Below are 20,743 nucleotides of genomic sequence, written 5' to 3' on the forward strand. Positions count from 1 at the left end.
CAGCAGTTCGTGTCAGCGCAGCAGCTGCGCCGCCAGCTCGCGGCACGTCGCATACGCCGGGGACTCGGGGTTGATCAGGTCGAAGTGGTCACCGGGCACCATCACCAGCCGGGCAGGCACGGCCCCCGCCCTGCTCGCATCCACGTACAGCGTGGACATGGCCAGCGGCACATCGTCATCCGCCTCCGCATGGACCGCATAGACCGGAACGTCCAGCGGCAGCGCGGCCATGGGGTCGGCACTGCGGTGCCGTTGGGGATATTCCGACGACGGGCCGCCCAGCAGGTTGGCTACCGCACCGTTGCTGAGGTCCAGGCGTTCGGCCTCGGCCAGGTTGAGGACGCCCGATTGGCTGACCACCCCCGCGAGACGGACGCCGTCGTTATTGTTTTTGACCTGGCCGCCTTCCGCCGGAGCCAATCCATCCATTTTGGCTCTTCCCGCGGCCCAGACAGCCAGGTGCCCGCCGGCGGAATGTCCCAGCGCCACCACTTTGCCCAGGTCCAGCGCGTGCGGTTCCGCAAGGCCGGCCAGCTTGTCGATGCCGGCCAGGATGTCCTCGAAAGTGGCGGGCCAGCCGCCGCCGTTACCGGCACGCCGGTACTCGAGGTTCCAGGCCGCCACGCCGTGCTCCGCCAGGTCCTTCGCCAGCGGCTCCCCCAGCTCGGCCCCGTACGTGGAGCGCCAGTACCCGCCGTGGATCACGACCACCACGCCCTGGTGGGTCCCGCCGGCCGGAAGATCGGGGAGGAAAAGCTCTCCCCACTGGCTGGGGTCCTGGCCGTACTCATAGCGGTAGCGTTGGGTCACACTGGCCCACTTTAGCTGTCCCAATCGCCGGGAGTATCGCACGTTTCCAGGGCTACGCCCCCGAAAAGTGGGCTGGATGCGCGCCGTGCCGCCGCTCTCAAGCGTTTAGCCGGGCGCGTTTCTGGGCACGGTCCCTTGCATGGAGGAATCTGTTGTGACCACCCAAGGGTCAACGGTGGCTGAGTGGACGCGCGCTCTGGCGGAATCCACGGGTTCGCCCGGCGGAGGGGCGGGGACAGGACTGATGCTCGCCGTCGCCGCGTCGCTGACGTCCATGGTGGCCGGCTACAGCGATGACGACGGCGGGGAGCCGGCAGGGATACGGACGCGGGCACGCGCACTGCGTCAGGAAGCCCTGCGCCTGGCAGATGACGACGCATCCGCCTCCAAGGCGTTTGGCGCCGCCTTCAGGCTGGAGCCGGGACCGGAACGGGACGAAGCGATCCGCCGCGCCTCCTTGGATGCCGCCGCATCCTCCGCCGTGCTGGGCGAGCGGGCCATTGCAGCCATCGACGACCTCGCCTGGCTGGCAACCAACGGCAACCGGGCGCTGGTGGCGGATGTCGTCGTCGCGTTTGGTGCCCTGCGGGCCGCTGTTGCGGGGGCGCGTACCAACGTTAGCTTCGACCTCGGGTCCCTGCGGTCCGCAGGTACCACCCTGGACCAGGTCCGGGAACAGCATCCGGAGCTGTGGGCCGCCGTCGAGAAACTCAACGGCGCCATGGACCGCATCGACGAACTGACAGCTGCCATTGACCACCGCGCCGCCCCCACCGACGCCGCCTGACGCCCGGATACTGGTTTACAACACCCACCAACCACGGAGGACCCTGTGGCACGCATCTTCATCACCGGATCCACGGACGGGCTGGGCCTGGCGACGGCGGAGACGCTGCTCCGGGACGGCCATGAGGTGATCGTGCATGCGCGGTCCTCCCGGCGGCTCCCCGCGGTGCAGCACCTGCTGGACCGCGGGGCGCACAGCGTCATCGGAGACCTGGCCATCCTGGCGGACGTCAGGCAGCTCGCAGCGGACGCCAACGGAATCGGCGGCATTGACGCCGTCATCCACAACGCCGGGGTGCTCAACGGGCCCGCACTGCTGCCCGTGAACGTGGTGGCCCCGTATCTGCTGACGGCCCTCATGCCGGGTCCGCGCCGCCTGGTCTACCTGAGCAGCGGCATGCACCGCGGCGGCGACGCCGGCTTGGACGGCCTGGACTGGGAAGGGCGGACGACGACGGCCTCCTACTCCACCACCAAGCTCCAGGTGACCGCGCTGTCCGCGGCGCTGGCCCGGCTGGTGCCGCACGTCGCCAGCAACGCCGTGGACCCCGGCTGGGTGCCCACCCGGATGGGCGGCCGGTCCGCGCCGGACAGCCTGGAACTTGGCCACCGCACCCAGGAATGGCTGGCCACCAGCGATGATCCGGCGGCCCTGGCCGGCGGCGGCTACTGGTACCACCAGCAACGGCAAACCCCGCACCCGGCAGCCAACGATCACCGCTTCCAGGACGCCCTGTTGGCGCAGCTTGCGGACTACACCGGCGTCACCCTGGAAGCGCTCCGGTAGCCCGGTCAGAAGGCACGGATGGTGATTCCGGAAAAGACGGCCGGCCCACCGTCGCTGTAGAAAGAGATGCCGGTATCGCCGTCCGTGAATTGCACCTGCTGCGACAGCACCGTGTGCCCGGCGTTCACGAACACCTCCACGCTCTGGGTATCCACGAAGATGCGGAGGTGCACGGACCTCGCGGCGGCGTCGACGGGGGCCGCGGCGCGCGTGTACGGCACCAGCGAGTACCCGGCCAGGTCCGAGGGCGCGCGGTCGACGTACAGCTCGCCACCGTATTTGCCGATGTTTGTGTGGCGGGTGCCATCCGCAGAGCGGCCAACTGACACGCCCACGTTTGCCGCGGTACTCCATGAGATATCCAGCTCCAGCTCGTAGGCGCTGCCGTTCCAGGGCAGGACAACGCTGCCGTTCACTGTCCGGTCCGGGAGTACCGTGGTGGCGGTGACGTAGTTTGCGAGCGCTGCAACGGGGCTGCTCAGGAGGCTGTACCAACTTCCACCCTGGCGCTCCAGCCGCAGCTCCCGGACGATCGAGTTCTGGCCGTTGTACCCGTCGGTGGAATCCGTGGGAACGTCCCGGGCGGCGTATTTCCAGTTGTTCATCCAGGCGACGGCGTACCGGCGCGTCTCCGGCGCGTCCGGCACCGGCCAGGTCACCGCCGCATACCAGTCCCAGCCCCAATCCAGCCATTGCGGATTGTCCACATCGTCAGCAAGGAACTGGTCGCCGTCCCATGTTCCGGTCCAGTAGGCATAAGTCATGGGCAGCCCGATGCTGTAGGCGTCCATGCTGGCGCCCAGCACCCAATGCCAGGTGCCGTCGTCGGCCTTCATCTGGAACAGGTCCGGACACTCGATGCCGCCCAGCGCATGGTTGGGGTAGTCGAAGTTGCGTTTCAGCTGCCAGTCCCGCAGGTTCACGGATGTGTAGAAGGCGGCGTATCGGGCGCGGCCGATCACGCACACCCATTCGTTGCGCGCAGGGTCCCAGTGGATTTTGGGGTCCCGGAACCATTCAGCATTGTCGATCTCGGCCTGCGTGGTGGCGGCCCGGCCGTCACTGTTCACGATCACCGGATCCGGGAGCGCCGTGAAGGTGTAACCGCCGTCGGTTGACCAGTAGAGGTACTGCTCCTGGTATTTCCTGATGCCGTCCGTGGGCTGCGTGGCGAGCACGACGATCGCTCCCGCACCGAAGCCTGCGCTGTTGGCGGTGTCCACCACCGCCGATCCGGACCACACGGGGAAATCGGGCTGCAGGGGCAGCGCGACGCCGTGATGGGTGAAGGCCACTGCGTCGGTAGTGGTGGCATGGTCCCACCCGCCCTGCCCGTTGTTTTGCGTGGAATGCAGGTAGTAGAGATGGTGGGCGCCGTTGACGTACACGGGCCGCTGGGGGTCGCACAGCCACCCCGAGGGCGGGGTCATGTGGAAGACCGCGCGCAGGGAACCCTGGGCGTGCGCGGGGGCGCCAGAAGCGGCACCGGCGGTGAGCAGGGCCAGCGCTCCTGCTCCGGTGCCTTGCAGGACGTGGCGGCGTGACATGGCATGGGTCATCATTGACTTCCTCTCGCGGGGGCGGCACCTTCGCCGCCGGGCGCTCCATGGGGAACCCTCGTTGGTCCGCACGGTCACCGCAGTGATTAAGCGCTTTAGCAGGACAAGATACCCAGCCGCGGCCGGAATGGTCAAGCGTTTCAGCAAAGTGGCCCACGCCATAAAGTGATCCCCGGGCCCGCGGAAAAGTATTTTTGCTAAAACGCTTGATCACCGCTCGCTTTCGCGCTAACTTCTAGGTGATCAAACGCTTTAGCAGAACGGACATCACCGCTGATGAGCTACCCAGTCTTCTTCCAGCCCGCCGATGCGTGGGTTGGCGACCTTATCCCCTTCCAGAAGGATGGCGAGTTCTGGCTCTTCTACCTTCATGAGGTGCGCGCCGATCCGAAGCCCGGAACATCGTGGAACCTGGTGACCACCAAAGATCTGACGCAGTTCCAGGACCATGGCGTGGCCCTCCCGCACGGCACCGCAGATGACCTGGACTTCAACTGCTACACCGGCAGCATCGTCGCCGACGAGTCCGGCGTCCACCACCTCTTCTACACCGGCCAAAACCCAGCCAATTTGGGCCCCGGCGGCCTGCCCCTGCAACTGGTCATGCACGCCACCAGCACTGACGGGATGGCCACCTGGACCAAGCACCCCGAGCTCACCTTCGGCGCCCCGGACGGGTACGACTCCGCGGACTGGCGGGACCCCTTCGTCTTCCGCGACGAGGCAGCCGGCGTGTGGCGGATGCTCCTTGCCGGCAGGCACTCCACCGGACCGGAGCGGCGCCGCGGCGTGATCGCGCAGTGCATCTCCCCGGACCTGATGGCCTGGTCCCACACCGATCCCTTCTGGGATCCCCGCCGGTACATCACCCACGAGTGCCCCGACGTGTTCGAGTGGGGCGGCTGGTGGTACATGGTCTACTCGGAGTTCTCCGAAACCTTCACCACCCGGTACCGGATGGCCGCGAGCCCCGACGGCCCGTGGACCGTCCCGGCCCTGGACAGCATCGACGGGCGCGCCTTCTACGCCGCCAAGACGGCAGAGCGGGACGGCCGGCGGTTCTTCTTTGGCTGGATCGCCAGCAAGGAAGGAAATTCCGACGACGGCGCCTGGCAGTGGGCGGGCACCATGGCCGTCCTGGAGGCCAGGCAGAACGCCGACGGGACTTTGGCGTTCGGGTTCGCCGACGAACTGGTGGACAGCTTCTGGGACGACGTCCCGCTGGACCTTGGGAGCGGACTGCCCCTCCGGCTGGACGTCCCGGACAGCTACAGCGCTGCGATCGCCGCGAATGCGGTGCCCACGCAGTTCTACGCCAGGGCAGTGCTGGACATCAGGCCGGGCACCACCGAATGCGGGCTGCTGCTGCGCTCCACGCCGGACGGCGACCACTCCTACGTGCTCCGCCTTGAACCACAGCGCGGGCGGCTGGTCTTTGACCGCTGGCCACGAGCCATTACTGGCGACGCACAGTGGCACGTCTCGGGCGACGTCCCGTTCGCCATCGAACTGGAGCGCCCCTGCGACCTCTCCCCGGGCAGCCACACGCTGGAAGTGGTGGTGGACGGCGACCTGTGCGTCGCCGTCGTGGACGGGCAAGTGGCCCTCAGCACCCGGATCTATGACCTGCCCACCGGCGCGATAGGCGTGTTCGCCGGCGAAGGCACCGTCACAGTTACAGAATTCGACGTCCGTAAGCGCACCGACAACTGAATACCCATCCTCCGTTCCACCCGACCCGTTCCAACGGTCCGTTCAATCAAGGGAGATTGCCCCACATGAAGAACCTGCTCCGCGCTGCCGCCGTCGCAGCAGTCACCGCCCTGGCGCTCACAGCTTGTGGCGGCGGCAGTTCCACCAATTCCACCAACGTCAGCCCCACCGGCGAGGTCAAGCCCCGGGAAATCTCCTGGTTGCTCTCCCGCCCGGCAGATGGCGCCGTCATCAACATCATGAAGAAGCTGGCTGACGAATATGCCACGGACCACCCCGGCTTCAAGTTGAACCTGATCACCACCCCGGACCGGCCCTCCTACATCCAAAAGCTCGAGACCCTGGCCGCGGCCAACAAGCTTCCCGAACTGTTCGACACCGACGCCACCCCCTTCGCCCAGCAACTGGCCAAGCAGGGCAAGATGCTCGACGCCGAAAAGCTGTTGAAATCCCTGGACATCTACGGCAACTACCGCCCCGGCGCACTGGACTACCAGCGCTTCGACGACGGATCCCTCTACATGATCCCGTTCCAGTTCGAGCTGGAGTTCATGTGGTACAACAAGGCACTCCTGGCGAAGGCAGGCGTGGCCGTACCCAAGTCCCTGGACGACATCCCGGCCATGTGCACCGCCCTGCGCAGCAAAGGGATCACCCCCATTGCCATCGACGGCCAGGACCAGTGGCCGTTGGAGCGGTACGTCGCCTATCAGCCATTCCGGGAAGCCGGGCCTGATTTCGTGCAGAAACTGAAGAAGGGCGACGCCAAGTTCAGCGACGCCGCCGGGCAGAAGACCGTCAACTGGCTGGCCGAACTGGGCAAGGCCAAGTGCTTCCAGGACGGTTTCTCCGCCCAGGGATACTCGGACGCGCAAAACCAGTTCACCTCCGGCCAGGCCGCGATGTACAACATTGGAACCTGGGAGCTGCCCAGCCTGGCCACCGACAAGCTCAACCCCGCCGTCCGCAACGACATCGACTTCTTCACGCTGCCAACCACCGCAGGATCCGTGACAGCGGCAAACGAGTTCGTCTCGCCGTCGGGCATCGGCATGGCCGTCAATGCCAAGACCTACGATCCCCTGGTGAGCGACTTCCTGAAGTTCGCCCTGAAGAAGTACCCCGCTGAATACGCGGCCACCGGCGCACTGTCCCCCACCACCGACGTCCAGACCACTGTCCCCGCCAACGCCACGCCGCTGTTCCAAAAGGCCCTGGACCAGGCGAAGGACCTCGGCTCCAAGCAGGCCATGCCGTGGGATACCCAGCTGGACCCCACCACCAACGGCCGGCTGCAGCAGGAACTGGTCCTGCTTGTGCAAGGCGAGGTCACGCCCCAGCAGTTCACGGAAACGCTGGACAGCACCATCGCCCAGAACGCCCCCAAGTTCTTCAAGTAAAGGTTCGCCATGCTGCCCAACAGGTCACGGACATCGGTCCTGGTCTTCCTGCTCCCTCCGCTGCTGCTCTATGGCGCTGCGGTCCTCTTCCCCATCCTCCAGTCCCTGTTCCTGAGCTTCTTCTCCTGGAACGGCATCAGCGACATGGAATGCGTCGGACTGGCGAACTACGTCCGGATGTTCGTCGGCGATGACATCTTCTGGCGGGCGTTCCTGAACGCGCTCATCTACCTGGCCATCTGCCTGGTGCTGCAACTCGGCGGCGCCCTGGCGGTGGCGAGCCTCCTCACCTCCCTCCGCCGCGGACGGGAGCTCATCAAAACCCTCTACCTGCTGCCGGCAGTGATCTCCACCGTGGCCATCGCTTTCCTCTTCGTCCGGATCTACTCGCTGGAACCGGTGGGACTGCTGAACCAGCTGCTCCACTGGATCGGACTGGGCAGCCTGGAACGGCCATGGCTTTCGGATGTGGACACGGTCCTGGCGGCCGTGTCCACACCGGAAGGCTGGCGCTTCACCGGGTTGTACATGCTGATCATCTACGCGGCACTGCTCGCGGTGCCCAAGGAGTTGGAGGAAGCGGCGGTCCTGGACGGCGCATCCCGGTGGACGCTGTTCAGCAAAATCCGGTTCCCTTACATCCGCCCGGTATGGATCACCACCACCATCATGGCCACCACCTACGGCCTGCGGGGGTTCGACATCCCCTACCTGATGACCAACGGCGGCCCGGGACAGTCCTCCGAGCTGCTCACCACCTACATGTACAAGACGGCGTTCACCAGCACGGACTTCGGCTACGCGAGCACCATCTCGGTATTCATCGTCATCGAGTGCCTCGCCGCCGTCGGCCTCATCCTGTTCCTGCTGAAGCGAAAGGCAGACGCATGATCACCCAGGCAGCCCCTCCCGCCCAACCGCCCGCCGTCGTCCCTCCCAAGCCCGCCGTAAGGCGCCGCAAGCGCCGGCCGGACCTGTTCCGCACGCTGAGCCGGGTGCTGATCATGCTCATTGTGATCGTGCAGGTGTACCCGCTGGCGTGGCTGTTCCTGACCAGCCTGCGCAGCGAACACGACTTTGCCACCGGCGATCCCTTCGCGTTGCCGGGTTCGCTGACGTGGGAGAACTATGCCCGGGCCTTCGAAACCGGCAACCTGGGCCGGAACATCCTGAACAGCTTCGTGGTGACCATGGGCGCCAACGTCCTGATCGTGCTGCTGGGGATGATGGCCGCGTACGCCATCCAGGTACTCGGCTTCAGGCTCAGCAAGCTGGTCCGCGGCCTGTTCCTCATCGGCATCATCGTCCCGGTCCAGATCGCGCTGGTCCCGCTGTTCATCGACTACTCCCAGGTGAACCTGCTGGATACCTACCAGTCGATGATCATCCCGCTGGCGGGTTTCTCCCTGCCCATGGCCGTGTACCTGTTCTCCTCGTTCTACGAATATATTCCCAAGGAGACATATGAGGCGGCGTCCCTGGACGGTGCGGGCCCATACCGGATTTTTGGCCTGATCACCCTGCCGCTGTCAGTGAACACGGTGGTCACCGTGGTGCTGGTGAACAGCATCTTCATCTGGAACGACTTCATCTTCGCCAACACGTTCGTCCTCTCCGAAGACCTCAAGACCATCCCCTTGGGCCTGCAGAACTACATCGGCGCCATGGGCAAGGTGGACTGGACGGCCACCTTTGCCGCCGTGTGCGTCACCATCACTCCGCTGCTGCTGGTGTTCCTGGTGCTCAACAAGGCAATGATCCAGGGGCTTGAGAGCGGGGCGACGAAGGGATGACGGCACCTGCTGCTGGATATACTCCTGAAGGAGGGCAGATGAGTTCAATGGAGAATGGTGCGGGCGCAGCCGCCGGAGCGCCGCAGGGTCCGCCGCACACGCCGGAACGCGCCCACCCCGTGACTCTCCGCGAAGTGGCAGAGGCTGCCGGGGTTTCCACGGCCACCGTGTCCCTGGTGGTCAACAAGAAGAAGAGCGCCCGGATCGCCGAGGAGACGCGGCAGCGCGTGAAGGATGCCATCCGCACCCTGGGGTACCGCCCCAACGCGATGGCCAAAACACTGGTCAGCGGCACGTCCAAGTTCATCGGGCTGGTGGCCGACGGTGTGGCCACCACGCCCTTTGCCGGCCAGATCATCCACGGCGCGCAGGATGAGGCGTGGAAGCACGGGTATGCGCTGCTCATCGCCAACACCGAGGGCAACGGCGAGCTGGAGCAGGACGCCATCAGCATGATGCTGGAGTACAAGGTCCGCGGCATCCTCTACTCCACCTGGTTCCACCGGGCCACGGACATCCCGGCGCCGCTGCGGGAAGCCGACTTTGTCCTGGTGAACTGCTTTTCCGATGAACCGGGGGCCCGGGCCGTTGTTCCGGACGAGGCCCAGGGCGGGCGCTCGGCCACGGAGATCCTGCTCCGGAACGGCCACCGCCGGATAGCCTTCATCAATGCCACCATCCCGGCGCCGGCCAAGGACGGACGGTTGGCTGGCTACAGGCAAGCCTTGGAGGAGGCCGGGATCCCGTTCAATCCCGACCTGGTGATGGAGTCCTACCCGGACCAGGAAGGCGGCTACCGGGCCACGGCGGAACTGCTCAAACGGGATGTGACCGCCGTGTTCTGCTACAACGACAGGATGGCCATGGGCCTCTACGACGGGCTGCGGGAACACGGCCTGGCCATCCCGGAGGACATGGCGGTGGTGGGGTTCGACAACCAGGAAGTGATTGCCGCCCACCTCCGCCCGCCGCTGTCCACGGTTGCCCTCCCGCATTACGAGCTCGGCGCTGCGGGTGTCCGGATGCTGCTGGGCCTCGCCCCTGCCGTTGACGGGGCAGCCAAGATCCAGTGCCCCGCCGTCGAACGGAACTCCGTCCAGACCAAGGCCCGGGCGTAACCCCACCTGGTTCTCACAGGAGTTTGTTGGGTCGGGTGCCCGCTATCGAAGGGTCAGGACGCGCGGAGGCGGCGTTCGACGTCGGCTGTTTCCGGATACGCCGCCTGGGTGCCTTTCCGCGTGGTGGCCAGGGCCGCGGCAACGGAGGCGAACGCGGCGGCATCGGCGAGCGCGTCCCCGGCGGCCAGCCGGACGGCGACTGCTCCGGTGAAGGCGTCTCCGGCACCGGTGGTGTCCACAGCGTCCACGCGTGTGGGCGCCACGAAGGTCACGCGGGAGCCCGGAGTTGCCTCCGAATCCAGGACAACGGACCCGTGCGCGCCGAGGGTCACCAGGACCTGCCGGATCCCCCGCCCGGCAAACCGTTCCCGGACGGCATCCCATTGCGCGGCGTGGGCGTCCGCGCCAGGAACGGAAGCCCCGGGACCGAGGAACAGCGCTGCCTCGTGGGCGTTCACCAGCAGGACGTCGGTCAGCTCAGCCAGCTCTGCCGGAATGTGCGCGTACGGTGAGAGATTCAGCAAAACCGTTGCTCCGGCGTCGTGCCCTGCCTGGGCGGCGGCCAGCACCGTGGGCATGGCCACCTCCAAGCAGAGGCTGACGACGGCGGCGCCGCCCAAGACGTCCGCGGCCCCGGCGACGTCGGCCGGGGAAAGGGTGCCATTGGCTCCGGCGGAGATGATGATGTTGTTCTCGCCGTGGGCATCGACGGCGATCACCGCAACACCGGTTGCTTCGCCGGATGTCCGCACGTGCCCCACGTCCACCCCGGCACCGGCAACCGAGGCCTGGAGCATGTTGCCGTTGGCGTCATCCCCCACGGCGCCCACCAGGCTGACGTGTCCGCCCAGCCGACCCGCGGCCACGGCCTGGTTGGCGCTCTTGCCGCCCGGGTTCACGGCGAATCCGTTGCCATGAACCGTCTCACCGGGCTGCGGCAGGCGTTCGCAGTAGATGGTCAGGTCTGCATTCAGGGAGCCGACGACGACGATCCGGCCGGTGCTGCTTCGACCGGGGCTGGCGGCCGAGGCACTCACTCGGCCACCTCGGCCTCAACCGGCTTGGGGATCAGGAGCGAGGCGGCGAACGCCGCCACCGTGAGGGCCAGGCCGACGAGCACGACGGTCAGGTACGACGCCTTCGCATCGCCGAGCGCCTGCGTCGCCACCAGCACGGCGGGCAGGATCAGGAAGCTAAGGCCCGCGCCCAGGTTGAAGGCGCCGGCGTTCATGCCGGGCAGGAAACCGGGGTTGCCGGCGGGCGAGAGGACAACGCCGAGTCCGTTGAGCATGATGTTGACCGTACCGGCGTACATGATGCCCAGCAAGACGGTACCGGCAATCATCATCGGCAGGCTGCCCAGGCCGAGGAAGGCGATGACGGCCAGCGCGGCGATGCTTCCGAGGAGCCCGATCCGCAGCACCCTGGTGTAGCCGAGGACCGGGGCCAGCCGGCCGCTGAGCGGACCCACCAGCCAGCCGAGCAGGGCGTACGGGGTGAGGATGATCAGCGACATCTCGGTGGGGCCGATGCTGAAGCCGGGCGCCGCGGCCTGGACGTAGGCGGGGACGATCCCGTTGATAACGGCGAAGATGCCGGTCATGGTCAGGGTGGTGGTGAGCAGCGGAGCCCAGGTGGCCCGCTGGCGCAGGTGCACCGTTTCCACCATCGGCCGGGCCGCCCGCTGTTCAGTGCGCCAGAAGGCGAAGAAGGCGACGGCGGAGACGAGGACCAGAGCCAGGCTCAGCATCAGGGTTGCGGAGGAGAAGCCGGCCACCAGCTTGGAGCCTTCGTTCAGGGCGGTCAGCAGGGCGCCCACTGCCACGACGATGAAGAACACGCCGCGCCAGTCCATGGTGGTGCCGGCGGCGGGCTTGCTCTCCGTGGCAAGGACCATGATGAGGCCGGTGGCGGCGGCGGCCAGGACCACCATCAGCCAGAAGATGCTGCGGAAGCCGAAGTGCTCGGCGAAGTAGCCGCCCACGAAGGAATCGACGCCCGCCACGCCGCCGTTAACGGCGGTGATGAGGCCCATGAGCGTGCCGTATTTGCGCGGGTTGCTGACGGCGGAGCGCAGCATGATCAGGCAGAGCGGGACGGTGGGTCCGCTGACGCCCTGGATGATGCGGCCTACGAAGAGCCAGGTGACGTCGGGCGCGAGGGCCGCGATGACGGAGCCCGCGGCCATGAGCAGCATCATGCCCACCAGGATCTTCTTGCGGCCCACGATGTCGCTGAGGCGGGGCAGGAACAGGGAGAACAGGGCGGCGGCGGTGAAGAACCAGGTCTGGGAGAGGCCGATGACGGCCTGGTCAGTCTTGAGTTCCTCGCCCATGGTCACCAGGGCGGGGCTGAGCATGGAGGCGTTGAGCTGGAACGCCACGCAGGCGGCCAGCAGTGCGGTCATGAGGGCGGCGATGTTGCCGCGGCCGGTGGTGGTTTCGGTGGTCGTGGCAGTCATTTACTTGACCCCTCCGGCGGTGAGGGAGGCACTGTGGCCGGGTTCGACGTCGGACGCGTTGCCTTTGCCCTTTTGGTCACCGGTGCCGGGCTCGCCGATGCGGACCAACGCGTCGGTAACGAGGTCCCAAAACCGCGCGTGGTCCAGGTCCACGGCCACGCTGGTGTGGCAATCGGCCGGGGCCGGGGCGCGGAAGTCCGCCACCGTCATGCCCAAGGTGAGGGTGCCCTGCAGTTCGATGTTGACCGGCACCTTGCGGGTGCTGACGATGCTGGGATCGATCACGCAGGCCACGGCACAGGGGTCATGGACGGGCGGGTAGTCGAAGCCCTGCGCGTCCTTGTAGGTGTGGGCAAAGAAGTCCATCAGCTCGGTGACGAACCTGGCGGGCGTAGTGCCGATGGCGGCGATCTTTTCCACAACGTCCGGGGTGGCCAGGGCCTGGTGGGTGAGGTCCAGGCCCACCATGACCACGGGCCACTTTTCGTTGAAGACGATGTGCGCGGCCTCGGGATCGATGATGATGTTGAACTCGGCCACGGCGCTCCAGTTGCCTACGTGGTAGCCGCCGCCCATCAGGACCACTTCCTTGACGCGTTCCACGATGCGCGGTTCCTTGCGGGCGGCCATGGCGATGTTGGTCAGGCCGGCGGTGGGGACCAGGGTGACGGTGCCGGGCTCGTGCGCCATAACGGTATCAATGATGAGATCGACGGCGTGGCGGGGGTCGAGTTCGATGGTTGACTCGGGCAGGGCCGGGCCGTCCATGCCGGACTCACCGTGGATGTCCGGCGCGGTTTCGATGCTGCGGACAAGGGGGCGCGGGCAGCCGGCAGCGAAGGGGACGCCGGTGATGCCGGCGATGGTGCCTACGGCCAGGGCGTTCCGGGTCACTTTTTCGAGGGTCTGGTTGCCCACCACCGTGGTGACGGCCAGCAGTTCGATGTTCGGGTTGCCGTGCGCGAGCAGCAGGGCCACGGCGTCGTCGTGGCCCGGGTCGCAATCCAGGATGATCTTCCGGGGCTCTTGCTGGTTCGGTTGGGGATTTGGTTCCACGATGGTTCTCCACGTCATTGGGGCCTGCCGGGGGCAGGGGGTCTGTCTTCCGGGAGTGATCATGGCACCGATTTGTGGTCCACGTCAAACGCTTAACGCTTGGGCTTCGTTTGCGCACGTCAAACGCTTGATGCCTTGCCCTCCCTTGTGACGCCCGGTGGGCGGATAGGATCGAAGCATGGATTCCGGGGAACAGGTGCAGCAACGGGCGCGGCCCCGGAGGGTGACGGCGGCCATGGTGGCCGCGCGGGCGGGGGTTTCGGTGGCCACGGTATCGCTGGTGGCCAACGGCAAGACGGCCGGCCGGGTGTCGGAGGACAACATTTCCCGGGTGCAGGAGGCCATCTCCGAGCTTGGCTATGTGGTGGACGGCATCGGCAGTTCGCTGGCCAAGGGCGTCAGTTCCATTGTGATCCTGGTGGCGCCGGATATCTCCAACCCGTTCTTCGCCAAGGTGATCAGCGGGGTCCGGGAATCCTTGGGACCCAACTACCAACTGCTTCTCTCAGTCACGGATTCAGGTGAATTTCCCAAGGCCGCGGACGTCCGGAAGCTGATGTCCCTGCGGCCGGCAGGGCTTTTGGTTGATGCCCCGAATGCCGGGTTCCTGGCAGACCTTTCGGTGACCGGTCCCCTGGTCCTGCTGGACGCGCCGGGCCTGGAGTCATTTGCGCCGGCCGTGAACCTTGATGTTGCCCAGGGCGCGCGGGAATTGGCTGCGCACCTGGCCGGGGCGGGCCACCGGCGCCTGGCCTACCTGGACAGCGTTACCGGAACCGCCACGTTCACCATCCGCCGGGACGCCTTCCTGGCCGAAGCCGCATCGCTCGGCATGACCGTCGATCCGGACCACATGCCCGCCACCACCATCGACGTCGGTGCTGCGGCGGCTGCCTTCGCCGACGCGTGGCCGGACTGGCAGCGCCAGGGGGTGACCGCCGTCGTCTGCGCCACCGACACCCATGCGTACGGGGTGCTGCAGGAGGCCCGTGTGGCCGGGGTGCGCATTCCGGCGGAGCTGGGGGTGGCCGGGTTCGATGACCTGCCGTATTCGGCTACCAGCAGTCCGGGCCTGACCAGCGTCCACCTGCCCGCGGCGCACCTGGGCCTGAAGGCCGGTGAACAGCTGCGCCGGCTGATGGAAGGGCGGCCGTTGGAGCAGGAAGAACTCGTCCTGGAAAGTTCCCTGGTGGTGCGCGGCTCGACGTCGGCCGGCGAAACGTAGCGGCGCCGGCGGGTTCCTGTCGGACCCCGGCCGTAAGCTGGGATTATGCCGAGTAACTGGGAGAGTCTGGACGCGCCGCAGCGTGAGTCGGTAGAGCACAATGTGGAGATCTACGAGCGCGTCCGCCCTGCCCTGAAGCTCATCACCCGGGACGTCCTCCTCACCCTCCGGGACATGCTCAAGGGCACCGAGGTGACGCCACTGTTCGTCAGCGGGCGCACCAAGACGGTGGAGTCGTTCAGGGAAAAGATCTCGCGCACCGAAGAGCCACTGGAGCCCGGCGGCCCGCGGCTGCTCAAGTTCCCGGACCCGTTCCGGACGCTTAATGACATGGTGGGGATCCGGGTGATCACCAAGCTCCCGGCGGAGAACGCCCTGGTGGCCAACATCATCAAGCGCCAGCGGCAGCTGTTCGACTGCCGCGGCGACCGGGAGAAGGACATCGGGTCCATAGAGTCCGGCACGTACGGGTATTCCAGCCGGCACCTGATCCTGCGGACCATCCAGAACGAGGCCGTCAAGGAGTACCAGCAGGTCTTCAACCCGGACGCCGTGCCCAACGGCAGCTACTTCTTCGAGTGCCAGATCCGCACCATCTTCGCCCACGCGTGGAGCGAGATTGAGCATGACATCCGGTTCAAGGCCGAGGACCCTCGCGCCTGGACGCCGCACTTCGACCGGCAGTTCACGGCCACCGCCGCCATGCTGGAAACCGTGGAAACAGCCTTCGCCGATCTCCATGAACGGTACGAGGAAGTCCGCAGCTTCTGGGATATGGACGGGGAAGGGGCAGCGGCCCTCACACCGAACCGGATCCGCGACGTCTGGCGGACCCTGCTCCCGCACGTTGACCGGAAAGTGGACGACGACTGGGGCTGGGCCGCTGAACTCCTGGCCGCCCACGGCCTCAACCAGACCGTGCAGCTGGCCGGCCTGCTCAGCGCCAACCGCATCACCGAGGTCCGCAAGGCCCTGGACCACCGCTACTCCCCCGGCCCCGACCGGCTGATGGATGACCTCCTGCTGTGGCAGTACGGCACCAAACACATCGACCTCACCGCAGAACCGGCCGACGCCGTCCCGCACCCCCGGCGCGACAGCCTCCTGCGGCGGCTGCGGCAGATCGAGCGGTACAGGATGACGACGAAGTAGGGTTGGCTTCCGGGTCTGACGATCGCATTTGCCTCTCACCATAAGGCGAAGCCCGATAATGACGATTCACGCCTGACATTCCTGCCAGTCATCATCGGCTGATAGGAACGACAGGCGGCTGACCCGCACTGCCTAGCTCCAGCCGGTCGCGCTGAGAAGGCCGAGGACTTCACGGATGTCGCGCTTGGGCATGCGGTCCAGCCACATTCATTGATAGAGAAGATCGCCGCCCCAGCAACTCGTAAGTGCTGAGTTCGGTGGCAAACTCTTGAAACCCCATTGGAGTCTGCTCGCGGCCCCCGACAATAAGACCTCGATCGAAGGCGCCTTGCTCGGCAAGTTGCTTATGAGACGCCCAGGCGGCGAGTGCACGCCGCGTTGCTTGACCAGCGCGATGCGTTCGCGCTGCCGTTCCCGGATCAGGGACCGCACGAATTCAGCGAAGGCGCCCATGGCCGAGAGCATGAGGTGGCCACCGGGGAGTCCTCACAGGGGAAGACAAGCTGCTCGTTGAGGAACTCCACCCATACTCCGCGCTGGGTGAGGCCTTGAACTAGGGCGCGCAGGTCATCCAAGTTGCGGGCGAGCCGGGCCATACTGTGCATGACGACGTCATCGCCGTCATGGATGAACCGGAGCAGTTCGGTCAGCTGGGGCCAGGGTGATGTCCTGTCGGAGGCCTTGTCAACCAGCACCTAAATATTGCGCAATTCCAGCAGGACCTGAAGTTGGGGCAGCAGGTACAGGTCCAGGTTCTTCATACCCGCAGTTATCCTCGTGCCGAATTGCTACCACTTCAATGGCACGGTGCACGAGGGCTATCCGCCACCCGGACAGGAGTTGCCCGGGAGCGTTCCTGAGCATAGTGTCTATCCCATTCGTCTTAGCCGACACTCTGTCGGCGCGGTTGTGCCCTGACCTCAGGCCACGATCCGGGCTGGAAACCCAAGGACCTTTCTCAAGTCGAAAGGACCCCCATGTCTGCTTCCGCATCACCACCGTCAGGGCCGGGACTTGGCCCGGGCAACGCCACGGCGCCGCTCTCCCCCATCCGGCTTCGTTTGCTGTTGGGGGCGCTCTTGGCGGTGTCGTTCCTCGGCGCCCTTGACCACACCATCGTTTCGACGTCGCTGGCAACCGTTGCCGGGGAATTGGGCGCTTTGGAACAGATGAGCTGGGTGGTCGTCAGCTATACGCTCGCCAGCACTGTCCTGCTCCCCGTTTTGGGCGGGCTGGGTGACCGGATCGGACCGCGCCTGGTCTTCATCGTGGCCCTCGGCGCCTTTGTTGTGTCGTCATTCCTATGCGGGCTTGCCCAGGACATGGCGCAGCTCGTCGCGGCGCGGGTCCTCCAAGGGATGAGTGCTGCCGGTCTGCAGCTAATGTCACAGACAATCGTCGCCCAGGTCACCACGCCGCGGCAGCGCCCCCGATATCTTTCCCTCATTGGCGCGGCTTTCCCTGCGGCCATCCTCGTCGGGCCCCTGCTGGGAGGCATCATCACCGAACACTGGAGCTGGCACTGGGTGTTCTGGATCAATCTGCCGGTGGGCGTCCCCGCGCTCGTCCTGGCCGTCGTGGCCGTTCCCCACATCCAAGCGGGAAAGAAGAGAAGGTTTGATCTAGCGGGAGCCCTGCTGCTAACTGCTCTATTGATCTCGGTGGTTCTCGCCGTGTCGTGGTTCCAGACCGCGGCGCCGTCTGCATGGGTCGCTTTGGGTATTGCAATGTCCGCGCTGGCAGGACTGGCCGTCGCCGAGCGCGGTCAGTCCGACCCGATCATCCCTGTTCACCTCTTCACTGATCGGGCCTTCGCTGCAGGCGTCGCACTGTCAGCGGTCATCGGTGCGGGTCTGATCTCTGCCACGGCCTACTTGCCCACCTACTTGCAGATGGCATACGGGTTGAGCGCGACCGTCTCGGGCCTCGTTCCTGTTGCGACGGTGTTCGGGATGCTGGTGGGCAACCTCGTGAGCGGTTGGCTCGCGTCCCGAGCTGGCCGGTACCGTCCCCTTCCGGTGGTCGGCACAGCAATGGGAGCGCTGGGGCTGGGGACGATGTCCCTGCTCCCGGCAGGCGCACCGGTTTGGCTGCTGGCGGGGACGATGGCATTCGTCGGGCTCGGGGCAGGAGCTTTCATGAGCCTGGCCGTCGCCATCGCGCAGAACGCGGCGCCCCGCAGCGAGCTCGGCATCGCGACTGCAACCGCGGGGCTCGCCGGACAGGTCGGCTCTACCGTTGGGTCGGCTGTCGTAGGCGGCATCCTGGGGTTGGGCGTAACGGCTCAGCTTCCGGACAGCCTCGATTCCGCCACTCTCACCCCGGCGCTGGTCCACGCTGCCGATCCTGCCCTGCGCTCAGCAGTCGCCACGATCTATCACAACGTTTTCTCACCCATCTTCCTCGCGCTGGCGGGAATATTCGTCCTTGGACTCATCGCCGCCCTGCTGCTGCCCGAAGGAAGACTCTCCGACGAATCCGTGGATGATGAAGCGACCGAAGAGCACGCTGCCTCGGGTGCACGTGGGAACGTGAGTGCGTAGTCACCCTTCACGCCGGCGTACAAGTCCGACCACGACCGCCGGATGGGCCGTGAGTACCTAACTGCGACACTGGTCGGGACCACGAAGCCGATCCAATAAAGTCGGCCGGCGGAGTCACCTGCTTATTCGAGTCGGCGACTGGCTGTCAGGGTCCGGCGAATTCAGCGGCATCGAACCTACTTGTTGCTATCTGCCTTCGAGGTTTCCGTTAGCGCGCGGTAGGTGAAATTCCGGAACCGCACCCGCCCCGCCCCGATCGCGAACAGGGCCGGCCGCAAGCTTAGAAGCTCATCGGCCGTATTGGTGTTGTAACCGGCCACGTTGAAACGTAGTCCGTGCCTGGTCCAGGTGATCCCATCAGTGCTGTAGTACTGGGTGACGATGTGGTTGTCGTTGTTGATCTTCAGGTGCAGCACCTGCGTAGATGGCGCGGGTTCGTGCCAATAGGGGATGGCCCGGCCCGCACGGTAGCTGACCATCCGGTCACCGTCGTGACCCATGCCGCAAAACAACCGGCCGCTGTAGTAGAGCAGCAGGCCTCCTTGCGTGCCCTCCTCCACCTCCATCTGCACGGTGACTTCGTACCGCCGGTCGCCAACGATGCAGGTTAGTGGTGAACTTTCCGATGGGCTCTCCCCCCGGGCCTGCAGAAGCAGCCCGTCGTCAAGGGACAGACGCAGATATTCATCCTTCGATGGTGAGTGAAAGGACCACTGGACGCCAAAGCGTGGCGTGGAGAAATCGTCGGTCAGGGCCAGCCCACGAGTCCCGTCACTCGAGAGCTGAGTGACCGGCGAGGGGGACGGGAGGGGTGTGGAGAGGTCTCCCCCCATGGCACAGGGCCATCCGTCGTCGTCCCATCCGATGCTTTCCAGAAGCGTCTGCCGTCCCAAGGTCGTAAACCCGTTTTCGTAGCCGTGGTAGATGCTCCACCACTGGCCGTTTGGACCTTCGAAGAGGGTGGCATGGCCCTTGCTCCACCAGGGTTCGCTTTCGTTCCAGGTTCTGATGATGGGATTATGGGGGCATTCCTCCCAGGGTCCGTTCACGGAGCGGGAGCGGGCGACTGTGACCATGTGTCCGGTCGGAGGCCCGGACGTGCCGCCCACCGCGGTGGTGAGATAGAAAAACCCATTGCGGCGGGTGAGTTTGGGGCCCTCGAGGGCATACGCTTCTGTCACCCAGTCATCGGGGTAGTGCCAGCCGTCGTAGACGTGCTCGACTTCTCCGTCTGTGGAAAGCCCGTCAGCGCTGAGGCGGACGCGGCTGACCCCGCTGAGGAACAGGTAGCGGTGGCCGTCCTCCCCGACTACGTGGCCGGGATCAATGTGCCCAGCGATGCCTAGGTCCACCGGATCACTCCAAGGTCCAGCCATGTTGTCCGAGTGGATCACGTAAATCAGCGGCGGCGCAGTGGGGTCAGGAGAGACAGCGGTGGGAATGACCGGGATGTAGATGAAGTACCGGTCGCCCACCTTGCACATGTCCACTGCGAAAACGCAGCCAACGGCCGTGGGCAGCGCCGAAGCGAGAGGCTGCCAGTTCAGCAGGTCCTTCGAATGCCAGATGATCAGTCCCGGTGTCGACTCGAACGACGAGAACGTCACGTAGTAATCGTCACCGTCCCGCAAAATCGCAGGATCTGGGTGGTCACCCGGGAAGATTGGGTTTAGGTAGGTTCCATTTCCCAAGTCCGCCCGCCGCTGGCCTTCAACCCCCACAGCGCCTGCTGAAGAGTCTTCCCGTTCCAGCCTTGGAAGAGCGGTAAATCCCATGTGGTGCTCCTTTCGACGCAGCCGTAACAGCGCGAGTCAGCCCTGACGCTGCCGACCTTGAGGTTGTACTTGTCCGGGACGGCCAGTTTGGAGTCCACGAAGCCGGGTTCGTGCGGTGAAGGGGCGGGGCATGGGGGCTCCTTGGCTGGTGGCGGGTGGTGGCGGGTGGCTAGTGGCGCACGACGGTGAGGGTGCTTTTGTTGGCCGCGGATTCCTCCACGGCGTCCAGGACGTATTGGACGTTCAGTCCTTCTTCGAACGACGGCGAAGGCTGGGTTCCGTCCCTGATGGCCAGCAGGAAGTCGCGGACCTGGTGGGTGAAGGTGTGTTCCCAGCCGATGATGTGGCCTTGCGGCCACCAGGCGGCCAGGTAGGGGTGCTCGGGTTCGTTGACCAGGATGCGGCGGAACCCCTGTTCACGGACCGGTGCGGTGGCATCCAGGAAACCGAGTTCGTTGAGGTTTTCCAGGTCGAAGGTCAGGGCGCCTTTCGTGCCGTATACCTCGATCTGCAGGGAATTCTTCCGCCCGGTGGCCACCCGGGACACCTCCACTGAGGCCACCGC

Annotated in this window: 17 protein-coding genes and 1 pseudogene; 10 read left to right on the top strand and 8 right to left on the bottom strand. The window is 65.8% G+C overall.

Going from position 1 to position 20,743, the window contains the following annotated elements:
• Positions 1-12: 12 nt before the first annotated feature.
• On the bottom strand, positions 13-810 hold the full coding sequence (locus tag AB4Y79_RS17400) for an alpha/beta hydrolase (RefSeq protein WP_441864396.1): 798 nt from the start codon (positions 808-810) through the stop codon (positions 13-15).
• A 139-nt stretch (positions 811-949) separates the two neighbouring features.
• Between AB4Y79_RS17400 and AB4Y79_RS17405 the strand changes: the two genes are divergently transcribed.
• Positions 950-1,597 (top strand): cyclodeaminase/cyclohydrolase family protein, encoded by a 648-nt coding sequence (locus tag AB4Y79_RS17405; protein WP_441864399.1) that lies wholly within the window; start codon positions 950-952, stop codon positions 1,595-1,597.
• Positions 1,598-1,642: 45 nt separating this feature from the next.
• Complete coding sequence (locus AB4Y79_RS17410) at positions 1,643-2,383, top strand: SDR family NAD(P)-dependent oxidoreductase (RefSeq protein ID WP_441864402.1); 741 nt, start codon at positions 1,643-1,645, stop codon at positions 2,381-2,383.
• A gap of 5 nt (positions 2,384-2,388) precedes the next feature.
• Here the strand turns inward: AB4Y79_RS17410 and AB4Y79_RS17415 are convergent, their stop codons facing one another.
• A complete protein-coding gene (locus AB4Y79_RS17415) occupies positions 2,389-3,942 on the bottom strand; it encodes a glycoside hydrolase family 32 protein (protein WP_441864453.1) in 1,554 nt (517 codons plus the stop codon).
• Positions 3,943-4,218: 276 nt separating this feature from the next.
• On the opposite strand from AB4Y79_RS17415, the gene AB4Y79_RS17420 reads away from it, so the two are divergent.
• The 5 genes from AB4Y79_RS17420 to AB4Y79_RS17440 all read left to right on the top strand — a co-directional run bounded on the left by AB4Y79_RS17420 (position 4,219) and on the right by AB4Y79_RS17440 (position 9,966).
• Positions 4,219-5,655, top strand: coding sequence for a GH32 C-terminal domain-containing protein (locus AB4Y79_RS17420; protein ID WP_441864405.1), 1,437 nt, complete (start codon positions 4,219-4,221; stop codon positions 5,653-5,655).
• A 65-nt stretch (positions 5,656-5,720) separates the two neighbouring features.
• Positions 5,721-7,055 carry an ABC transporter substrate-binding protein gene (locus AB4Y79_RS17425; protein ID WP_441864408.1) on the top strand — a complete coding sequence of 445 codons (1,335 nt, stop codon included), beginning with the start codon at positions 5,721-5,723 and terminating at the stop codon, positions 7,053-7,055.
• 9 nt (positions 7,056-7,064) lie between these two features.
• A complete protein-coding gene (locus tag AB4Y79_RS17430; RefSeq protein ID WP_441864411.1) occupies positions 7,065-7,946 on the top strand; it encodes a carbohydrate ABC transporter permease in 882 nt (293 codons plus the stop codon).
• A complete protein-coding gene (locus tag AB4Y79_RS17435; protein WP_441864414.1) occupies positions 7,943-8,848 on the top strand; it encodes a carbohydrate ABC transporter permease in 906 nt (301 codons plus the stop codon). The genes AB4Y79_RS17430 and AB4Y79_RS17435 overlap by 4 nt, the downstream gene beginning before the upstream one ends.
• 38 nt (positions 8,849-8,886) lie before the next feature.
• Complete coding sequence (locus AB4Y79_RS17440; RefSeq protein WP_441864417.1) at positions 8,887-9,966, top strand: LacI family DNA-binding transcriptional regulator; 1,080 nt, start codon at positions 8,887-8,889, stop codon at positions 9,964-9,966.
• A gap of 53 nt (positions 9,967-10,019) precedes the next feature.
• Here the strand turns inward: AB4Y79_RS17440 and AB4Y79_RS17445 are convergent, their stop codons facing one another.
• From AB4Y79_RS17445 to uriH, 3 genes are read right to left on the bottom strand one after another with little or no spacing between them, the layout of a single operon-like run.
• The gene (locus AB4Y79_RS17445; protein ID WP_441864420.1) at positions 10,020-11,003 is read right to left on the bottom strand and encodes a ribokinase; all 984 of its coding nucleotides are present in this window, start codon (positions 11,001-11,003) and stop codon (positions 10,020-10,022) included.
• Entirely contained in the window at positions 11,000-12,427 is a 1,428-nt protein-coding gene (gene uriT / locus AB4Y79_RS17450) for a uridine transporter UriT (RefSeq protein WP_441864423.1), read from the bottom strand. Before uriT ends, AB4Y79_RS17445 begins: the two co-directional genes overlap by 4 nt.
• Entirely contained in the window at positions 12,428-13,501 is a 1,074-nt protein-coding gene (uriH, locus tag AB4Y79_RS17455; RefSeq protein ID WP_441864426.1) for a uridine-preferring nucleoside hydrolase UriH, read from the bottom strand.
• Between the two features lie 217 nt (positions 13,502-13,718).
• Here uriH and AB4Y79_RS17460 point away from each other — a divergent pair, with 217 nt between their 5' ends.
• Positions 13,719-14,708, top strand: coding sequence for a LacI family DNA-binding transcriptional regulator (locus AB4Y79_RS17460; protein ID WP_441864455.1), 990 nt, complete (start codon positions 13,719-13,721; stop codon positions 14,706-14,708).
• A 45-nt stretch (positions 14,709-14,753) separates the two neighbouring features.
• Positions 14,754-15,860, top strand: a complete 1,107-nt coding sequence (locus AB4Y79_RS17465) for a GTP pyrophosphokinase (protein ID WP_308929103.1) — start codon at positions 14,754-14,756, stop codon at positions 15,858-15,860.
• Between the two features lie 315 nt (positions 15,861-16,175).
• Here AB4Y79_RS17465 and AB4Y79_RS17470 read toward each other — a convergent pair.
• Positions 16,176-16,555: pseudogene (locus tag AB4Y79_RS17470) on the bottom strand (recombinase family protein); the annotation flags it as partial.
• Between the two features lie 282 nt (positions 16,556-16,837).
• On the opposite strand from AB4Y79_RS17470, the gene AB4Y79_RS17475 reads away from it, so the two are divergent.
• Positions 16,838-18,403, top strand: a complete 1,566-nt coding sequence (locus tag AB4Y79_RS17475) for an MDR family MFS transporter (protein WP_441864429.1) — start codon at positions 16,838-16,840, stop codon at positions 18,401-18,403.
• A gap of 176 nt (positions 18,404-18,579) precedes the next feature.
• Here the strand turns inward: AB4Y79_RS17475 and AB4Y79_RS17480 are convergent, their stop codons facing one another.
• Both AB4Y79_RS17480 and AB4Y79_RS17485 read right to left on the bottom strand, forming a co-directional pair.
• Positions 18,580-20,178 (bottom strand): family 43 glycosylhydrolase, encoded by a 1,599-nt coding sequence (locus tag AB4Y79_RS17480; RefSeq protein ID WP_441864432.1) that lies wholly within the window; start codon positions 20,176-20,178, stop codon positions 18,580-18,582.
• A 169-nt stretch (positions 20,179-20,347) separates the two neighbouring features.
• On the bottom strand, positions 20,348-20,743 hold a 396-nt coding region (locus AB4Y79_RS17485), incomplete at its 5' end, for a Gfo/Idh/MocA family oxidoreductase (protein ID WP_441864434.1).

Source organism: Pseudarthrobacter sp. YAF2 (genome assembly GCF_052113345.1).
In the GTDB taxonomy this organism is placed as follows: domain Bacteria; phylum Actinomycetota; class Actinomycetes; order Actinomycetales; family Micrococcaceae; genus Arthrobacter.